The organism is Corynebacterium sp. HMSC064E07 (genome assembly GCF_001815745.1).
GTDB classification, from domain to species: domain Bacteria; phylum Actinomycetota; class Actinomycetes; order Mycobacteriales; family Mycobacteriaceae; genus Corynebacterium; species Corynebacterium jeikeium_D.
Genome location: NZ_KV821827.1, coordinates 23,187 through 29,601 on the forward strand (window position 1 = coordinate 23,187; position 6,415 = coordinate 29,601).

Sequence of the window (6,415 nt, forward strand, 5' to 3'; positions counted from 1 at the left end):
ACTGAATGCTGATTTATTCCGAGTTCCTATTCTGTGCTCCTATTTTGAGCTGTCTCCTGGATTGACTGTGGCAAGGAACTGGAATGTCTCATTAAAAGCGCGGTCTAGTGCTTCGGGTGCGGAAAGGTAGACGTCATGGAGAGCACCCGGAATCGCGACGTTGCGAGCCTGCGGTCCCAAGTGGGCAGTGGCATCGGCAATTTGCTCAGTGTTGAGGACAGAGTCAACGCGGCTGAGTTCCGGTGTGTAGTCGGAACCGAGAAGGTAGTTGTCCGAGTGGAGAACGAGCGTCGGCACGCCGGTATCGATACCGCGGCTGACACGTTGCTGGCCGACGATGATGGCATTGAGCCAACGCCAGTTCTTGTCATGGCCAGCCAGCGGCTTGAAAGTGCGGTTGTACTCCCAGCGTCCCTGGTGGTCGGCGCTAATGGATTTGCCATAGCCGCCCGCAGACTGCACCGGAATGAGACTGTTAGGGCGAATCCGCGACATAACGCGAGTCACCAGCGAGTACACGGGAGCCTTTGCCCGGGAAACGTGCAGAGTCAGCCACGGTGAGTTCAAGACGGCAGCTGTGACGGAAATATTGGGTGCTTGCGGGCAATGGCCGCCTGTGCTTCGTAACCAATCGAGCCAGAGCACGGCAATGAGACCACCAGTGGAGTGCGCATTAACAGTGACAGTTGTATGACCGGCGTGGTCTAACACTGCGAGTGCCCTGTTGAGATCCTCGAAGTAATTCGTTAGATCGCTGCAGCCATGCCAAGTCTGCCCCGGTTGGTGCGCGCGCCCGCACTTACGCAGGTCAATAGCGTAAAAGGCGTAGCCTTCGGCGTGGTACCGCTCCGCCACGTGCTTCTGGAAGAAATAGTCCGACATCCCGTGAATCCATAGAACCGCCGGACGTGTTTGGAAGTCGCTTGCCGACGAGTCGGGGCAGTAGCGGACCAAAACCGCGCATACCGACCCCTCACCGTCGGGATCCTGGCCGAGTTCGATGACATGTTGGCTGTAGTCTTCGCCTAGGTTATCGGGGTTAAAGGTGGGGGTAACGAAATCGGGAATATCGGTAGTCACAGGGTCAAGCCTAGCGCCGATTACCGGGGGTAGTGGGAATGTGTGCCACAATAGATTATGGACTGAGACGGTAGCTCTCTTTTGCGTCTTAAGTTGTGTGCGCGCATGTGAGCGAGCGCTAGTTTGAATCACTAATCAAGTTAGTAAGGATGTTGACAGCAAAATGGCTGATAACAAGCTTCCTGCTTCCAGTGGCGACGAGGTAGATGTCGTCCTCATTGGTGCAGGTGTAATGAGTGCGACGCTGGGTGTGCTGCTCAAGGAGCTCGAGCCATCCTGGTCACAGGTTCTGTTCGAGCGTCTCGATCAGCCCGCCAAGGAGTCTTCCTCTCCATGGAACAATGCTGGTACCGGTCACTCTGCTCTGTGTGAGCTGAACTACACGCCGGAGAAGAACGGCAAGGTCGATGTCACCAAGGCTAAGCTCATTAACGAGCAGTTCCAGGTTTCCCGTCAGCTGTGGACCTCGCTGATTGAAAATGGCACCCTGACTGACCCGAGGGAATTCATCAACCCGGTTGATCACACCACCTTCGCTCAGGGCCCGGAGCAGATGGCGTTCATGCGTCGTCGCTACGAGGCACTTGAGAAGGAGCCGCTGTTCCACGGTCAGGAGCTCATTGAAGATCCGGACCGTTTCGCTGAGTACCTTCCGCTGATGTCCGAGGGTCGTGACTTCTCCAAGCCGGTCTCCGCTATTCGTAACCCGAATGGTACGGACGTTAACTTCGGTGCACTGACCAAGCAGTACCTGGCCGCACTGTCCGATATGGGTACTGAGATTCGCTACGGACACGAGGTCACCGGTCTGAAGCGCGACGGTTCCAAGTGGATCGTCACCGTGAAGAACCTGCACACCAAGGACGTTCGCACCCTGGTTGCCAACTTCGTATTCGTCGGTGCCGGCGGTGACGCACTGCCGCTGCTGCAGAAGGCTCGTATTAACGAGATTCGCGGTTTCGGTGGCTTCCCGGTCTCCGGCCAGTGGCTGCGCTGCACCAACGAGGAAGTCATTGCTAAGCATGACGCCAAGGTCTACGGTAAGGCTTCCGTCGGCACGCCGCCGATGTCCGTTCCGCACCTGGACACCCGTGTTATCGACGGCAAGCGCGGCCTGCTCTTTGGCCCGTACGCCGGTTGGAACATGAAGTTCCTCAAGAACGGTAACAACCTGGACCTGATTAAGTCCCTGCGTCCGGCCAACCTGCCGTCCATGATGGGTGTTGGTGTCCAGGAGATGGGGCTGACCAAGTACCTGATTACTGAGGTTTTGAAGGACTTCGACGCACGTATTGAGTCCCTGCGTGAGTACGTCCCGAACGCTCGCCCAGAGGACTGGGAGCTGATCGTCGCTGGTCAGCGCGTCCAGGTCATTAAGCCGATGAAGGCTCCGGTCTTCGGTACCCTCGAGTTCGGTACCGCGGTCATCAACTCGTGGGACGGCACCATTGCCGGCCTGATGGGTGCATCCCCGGGCGCTTCCATCGCTCCGGCTGTGATGATTAGCCTGATTGAGCGCTGCTTCGGCCGTCACATGGGCAAGTGGGCCCCGAAGCTGAAGGAGCTCGTCCCGTCCTACGGTACGCACCTGGCTGATGACCCGGCTCTGTTCAAGGAGGTCTGGGAGGCTTCCCAGAAGACCCTGAAGCTGGAGCGCTAGTAACTCGCTGAAGAGCTTCAAAGAGTTCAATTAAGCCAACATTGTTCTACCCCGCTGTGAGCCATCCGTTCGCAGTGGGGTAGAACTGTGTTTATGGAAAAAATCACGCCAGCGACCACTGCACAAACAGAGCCCACTTTTCCTTTTACTGCGATTGTCGGGCAGCAGCGACCACAGCTTGCGTTGATTCTGACCGCCCTATCCCCGGAGATTGGTGGCGTGGTCATCCGCGGTGAGAAGGGCACGGCCAAGACCACTACTGTCCGCGCGTTGGCACCATTTCTCAGCGGATCGTTGGTAAACCTACCCCTCGGCGCGACGGAAGATCGAGTCGTAGGCTCCATCGATGTGGAGACCGTCCTGACTACCGGACACGCACAGTTCAATCCGGGACTACTCAGCGCGGCTGACGGTGGCATTCTCTATGTCGACGAGATTAACCTGCTGCCGGATCATCTGGTTGACTCCGTTCTCGATGCCGCAGCCACCGGTCGCGTGGTTGTTGAACGCGATGGCATCTCGCACTCTGCAACCTCCAGGTTCGTGTTGGTCGGCACGATGAACCCGGAAGAGGGCGAATTGCGTCCCCAGCTTCTCGACCGCTTTGGTCTCGCCATCGACGTCACCGCTTCCAAGGATCCGGCTGTCCGCGCGGAAATCGTCGCTCGCCGCCTCGACTTCGACACCGACCCGGAGAGCTTTGTCACGCGGTTCGCCGCCGACGACGAGGCACTGCACGCCCGCATCGATCGCGCACGCGCACTGCTTGACGACGTCGAATTGACCCCCAACATTCTTGGTCAAATTGCCACAGTGTGCGCTGCTTTTGATGTGGACGGGATGCGTGCCGACATCGTCATTGCACGTACCGCCCGCGCTCACGCTGCCTGGCGAGTAGCCGGGGACGAGTCGGCGCAGCCGGCACGCGGCAATCCAATTGAGATCACTGCGGAAGACATTAAGATAGCTGCGGAAATGGCACTGCCGCACCGTCGTCGCCGTGACCCCTTTGATGAACCAGGACTGGACCAGGAACAGCTCGACGATGCTCTGCAGGATGCAGAGGAGCAGTTCCGAGATGACCAGGATCAGCCAGAGTCGGATTCGGAGACCTCAGACCAGCCCGAAGTCAAACCTGAGAAGCCCTCCCAGTTCGACTCCAACTCCGAACCTCAGGAGCCGCAACAGTCGAATTCCGCGGGATCGAAGGGAGGTCGCGCCGCTGAAGGCGCCCCCTTTCGCCGTTCGTAAAATCAGCGTCGACGGTGTCGGCCAAGGGGATTCCGGTCGGCGTTCCAAGGCCATTGGCCCGCGGGGCAGCACCATTGGTGCCGAGCGGGGAGGCCATGGTCTTCACGTGCCGGCGACAGTGCTGGCGGCGGCCAATCGTGGCGTCCGCATGGGCGACTCCATGATTCCCCTGGAACCGGCGGACGTTCACGGCGCTATCCGACAGGGAACGGAGTCCAATCTGGTCGTCTTTGTCGTGGACACCTCGGGTTCCATGGCAGCACGCGACCGTCTGGCAGCCGTCACCGGCGCAGTCACATCGCTGCTGCGTGATGCCTACCAAAGCCGCGATAAAGTCGCTGTCATTACTTTCCGCGGAAATAACGCCGAATTAGTTTTACCGCCGACGAAGTCTATCGACACCGCAGTACGTCGCCTCGCAGATGTCCGCACTGGTGGCCGAACTCCATTGGCCGAAGGACTGCTGAAGGCACACGAAGTGGTAGTTCGGGAAGCCCATAGGGAGCCCACACGGCGCGCAATCATGGTCTTGCTCTCCGACGGCCGAGCAACGGGTAAAAATGGCCTGCAGCAGGCGAGGGCTGTGGCCGCAAAGATCCGTCGTCAAGCGTTGGCGGCGACGGTGGTTATCGACTGTGAGCGCTCTCGCGTGCGGCTGGGGCTGGCACAGGAACTCAGCGTGGAATTGGGTGCGACCTGCATAAATCTCTCCGAACTCAATGCCGAAGCCGTGGCGGGCGTGGTCCATGCCTATCATCGAGACCATGGCACAAGGAAAGCTTGACCCCAAATCAATTCCCAACGATGGACTGACCACCAGGCAGCGTCGCATGATTCCGATTACTGCGGTGCATACGGGCCCAGGTAAGGGCAAGTCCACCGCGGCATTCGGTATGGCGATGCGCGCGTGGAATCAGGGGATGAATATCGGTGTCTTCCAGTTTGTGAAGTCGGCAAAGTGGAAGGTTGGCGAGGAAGCTGTCATGCGCCGATTGGGCGAGCTTCACGACGACACGGGGGAAGGCGGCCCGGTCGAATGGCACAAGATGGGCGAAGGTTGGTCTTGGTCGCGTAAGCAGGGCACTGAGGAGGACCATGCGGCAGCTGCTGCCGAGGGATGGCAGGAGATTAAACGGCGCCTGGAAAATGAGGTGCACGACTTCTACGTCCTCGACGAGTTCACCTACCCAATCAAGTGGGGTTGGATTGATGTCGACGATGTGGTGGAGACATTGAGGAACCGTCCCGGCCGCCAGCATGTGGTGATGACTGGCCGCGATGCGGATCCGAAGCTCGTGGAGGTCGCGGATCTGGTGACGGAGATGACCAAGATTAAGCACCCGATGGATGTCGGACGTAAGGGACAAAAGGGCATCGAGTGGTAGCGCCTGGAATTGTCATCGCGGCGACAGCTTCAGGCACGGGAAAGACGACAATCTCCACGGGGCTGATGCGTGCACTGTCGCGCCGTCACGCGGTGGCACCTTTCAAAGTCGGACCCGACTATATTGATCCTGGCTATCACGGGGTAGCCGCTGGTCGTCCCGGGCGCAATCTGGATTCCTTTATGTGCGCGCCTGAGATGATTGGGCCGCTCTACGCACATGGAGCTGCCGACAGCGATATTGCGGTGGTCGAAGGTGTTATGGGACTTTTCGACGGCCGCATTGGTAACGACCCGCTATCGGTGGAGGGATCGACGGCTGAGATTGCCTCGCTGTTGGGACTTCCGGTGGTGTTGGTGATTGATGCCCGGCATATGTCGCAGTCGGCTGCGGCTGTTGTCCACGGTTTCTCCACGCTTCGCACTGACGTCCGTGTCAGTGGCGTGATTATTAATCAGGTGGGCAGCCCGCGGCATGCGGACATCATTACCCGTTCTGTGGAGGCCATGGGGGTCGAGGTGCTCGGCGCTATTCCGCGAGTGACTGATATTGAGGTGCCCAGCAGGCATTTGGGGCTGGTCACTGCGGTCGAGCAGGGTGAGCAGCTAGAAGCGGTCATTGAATCGATGGCCAACTTGGTGGAGACCTACATCGACATCGACCGGATTATCCAGCTTGCCCGGCAGCCCTATCCAGCTGAACCATGGGACCCTGCACAGTTCGTTGCACCGCTGGCTCTTAATCGCCGCGTGCGCGTGGCGGTCGCGGCGGGGCCTGCGTTCTCGTTTACCTATGCAGAGCACCGTGAGCTATTGCAGGCCGCTGGAGCCGAGGTCGTGGATTTTGACCCATTGGTTGACGAACTGCCGGAAGCCGAAGGCTACATCGTGCCCGGTGGATTCCCAGAAGAGCATGCCGACGCGCTATCTATTCGTGATGACATTCGCCGCGATCTACGTCAGGCTGCCGACGATGGTGCGCTGATCCACGGCGAATGCGCGGGGCTGCTCTGGCTGCTTGAAGATCTCGGTGGGCGCCG

General features: G+C 59.0%; 6 protein-coding genes. 5 read left to right on the forward strand and 1 reads right to left on the reverse strand.

Annotated features, from left to right (window positions below; genetic code table 11):
* Positions 1-39 precede the first annotated feature (39 nt).
* Positions 40-1,080: an alpha/beta hydrolase gene (locus HMPREF3053_RS08490; protein WP_070767569.1), complete on the reverse strand. Its 1,041-nt coding sequence runs from the start codon at positions 1,078-1,080 to the stop codon at positions 40-42.
* 163 nt (positions 1,081-1,243) lie between these two features.
* Between HMPREF3053_RS08490 and mqo the strand changes: the two genes are divergently transcribed.
* The 5 genes from mqo to HMPREF3053_RS08515 form a co-directional block, all read left to right on the forward strand.
* Entirely contained in the window at positions 1,244-2,740 is a 1,497-nt protein-coding gene (gene mqo / locus HMPREF3053_RS08495) for a malate dehydrogenase (quinone) (RefSeq protein WP_048735583.1), read from the forward strand.
* 93 nt (positions 2,741-2,833) lie between these two features.
* Positions 2,834-3,991, forward strand: coding sequence for a magnesium chelatase ATPase subunit I (locus HMPREF3053_RS08500; protein WP_070767570.1), 1,158 nt, complete (start codon positions 2,834-2,836; stop codon positions 3,989-3,991).
* Positions 3,992-4,097: 106 nt separating this feature from the next.
* A complete protein-coding gene (locus HMPREF3053_RS08505) occupies positions 4,098-4,775 on the forward strand; it encodes a vWA domain-containing protein (protein ID WP_241482132.1) in 678 nt (225 codons plus the stop codon).
* Positions 4,756-5,376 (forward strand): cob(I)yrinic acid a,c-diamide adenosyltransferase, encoded by a 621-nt coding sequence (cobO, locus tag HMPREF3053_RS08510; protein ID WP_042389270.1) that lies wholly within the window; start codon positions 4,756-4,758, stop codon positions 5,374-5,376. The genes HMPREF3053_RS08505 and cobO overlap by 20 nt, the downstream gene beginning before the upstream one ends.
* On the forward strand, positions 5,370-6,415 hold a 1,046-nt coding region (locus tag HMPREF3053_RS08515; RefSeq protein WP_070546666.1), incomplete at its 3' end, for a cobyrinic acid a,c-diamide synthase CobB. The genes cobO and HMPREF3053_RS08515, both read left to right, overlap by 7 nt.

Coding starts and splice junctions, on each gene's coding strand:
- mqo (WP_048735583.1), top strand. CDS start 1,244: ATGGCTGATAACAAGCTTCCTGCTTCCAGTGGCGACGAGGTAGATGTC.
- HMPREF3053_RS08500 (WP_070767570.1), top strand. CDS start 2,834: ATGGAAAAAATCACGCCAGCGACCACTGCACAAACAGAGCCCACTTTT.
- cobO (WP_042389270.1), top strand. CDS start 4,756: ATGGCACAAGGAAAGCTTGACCCCAAATCAATTCCCAACGATGGACTG.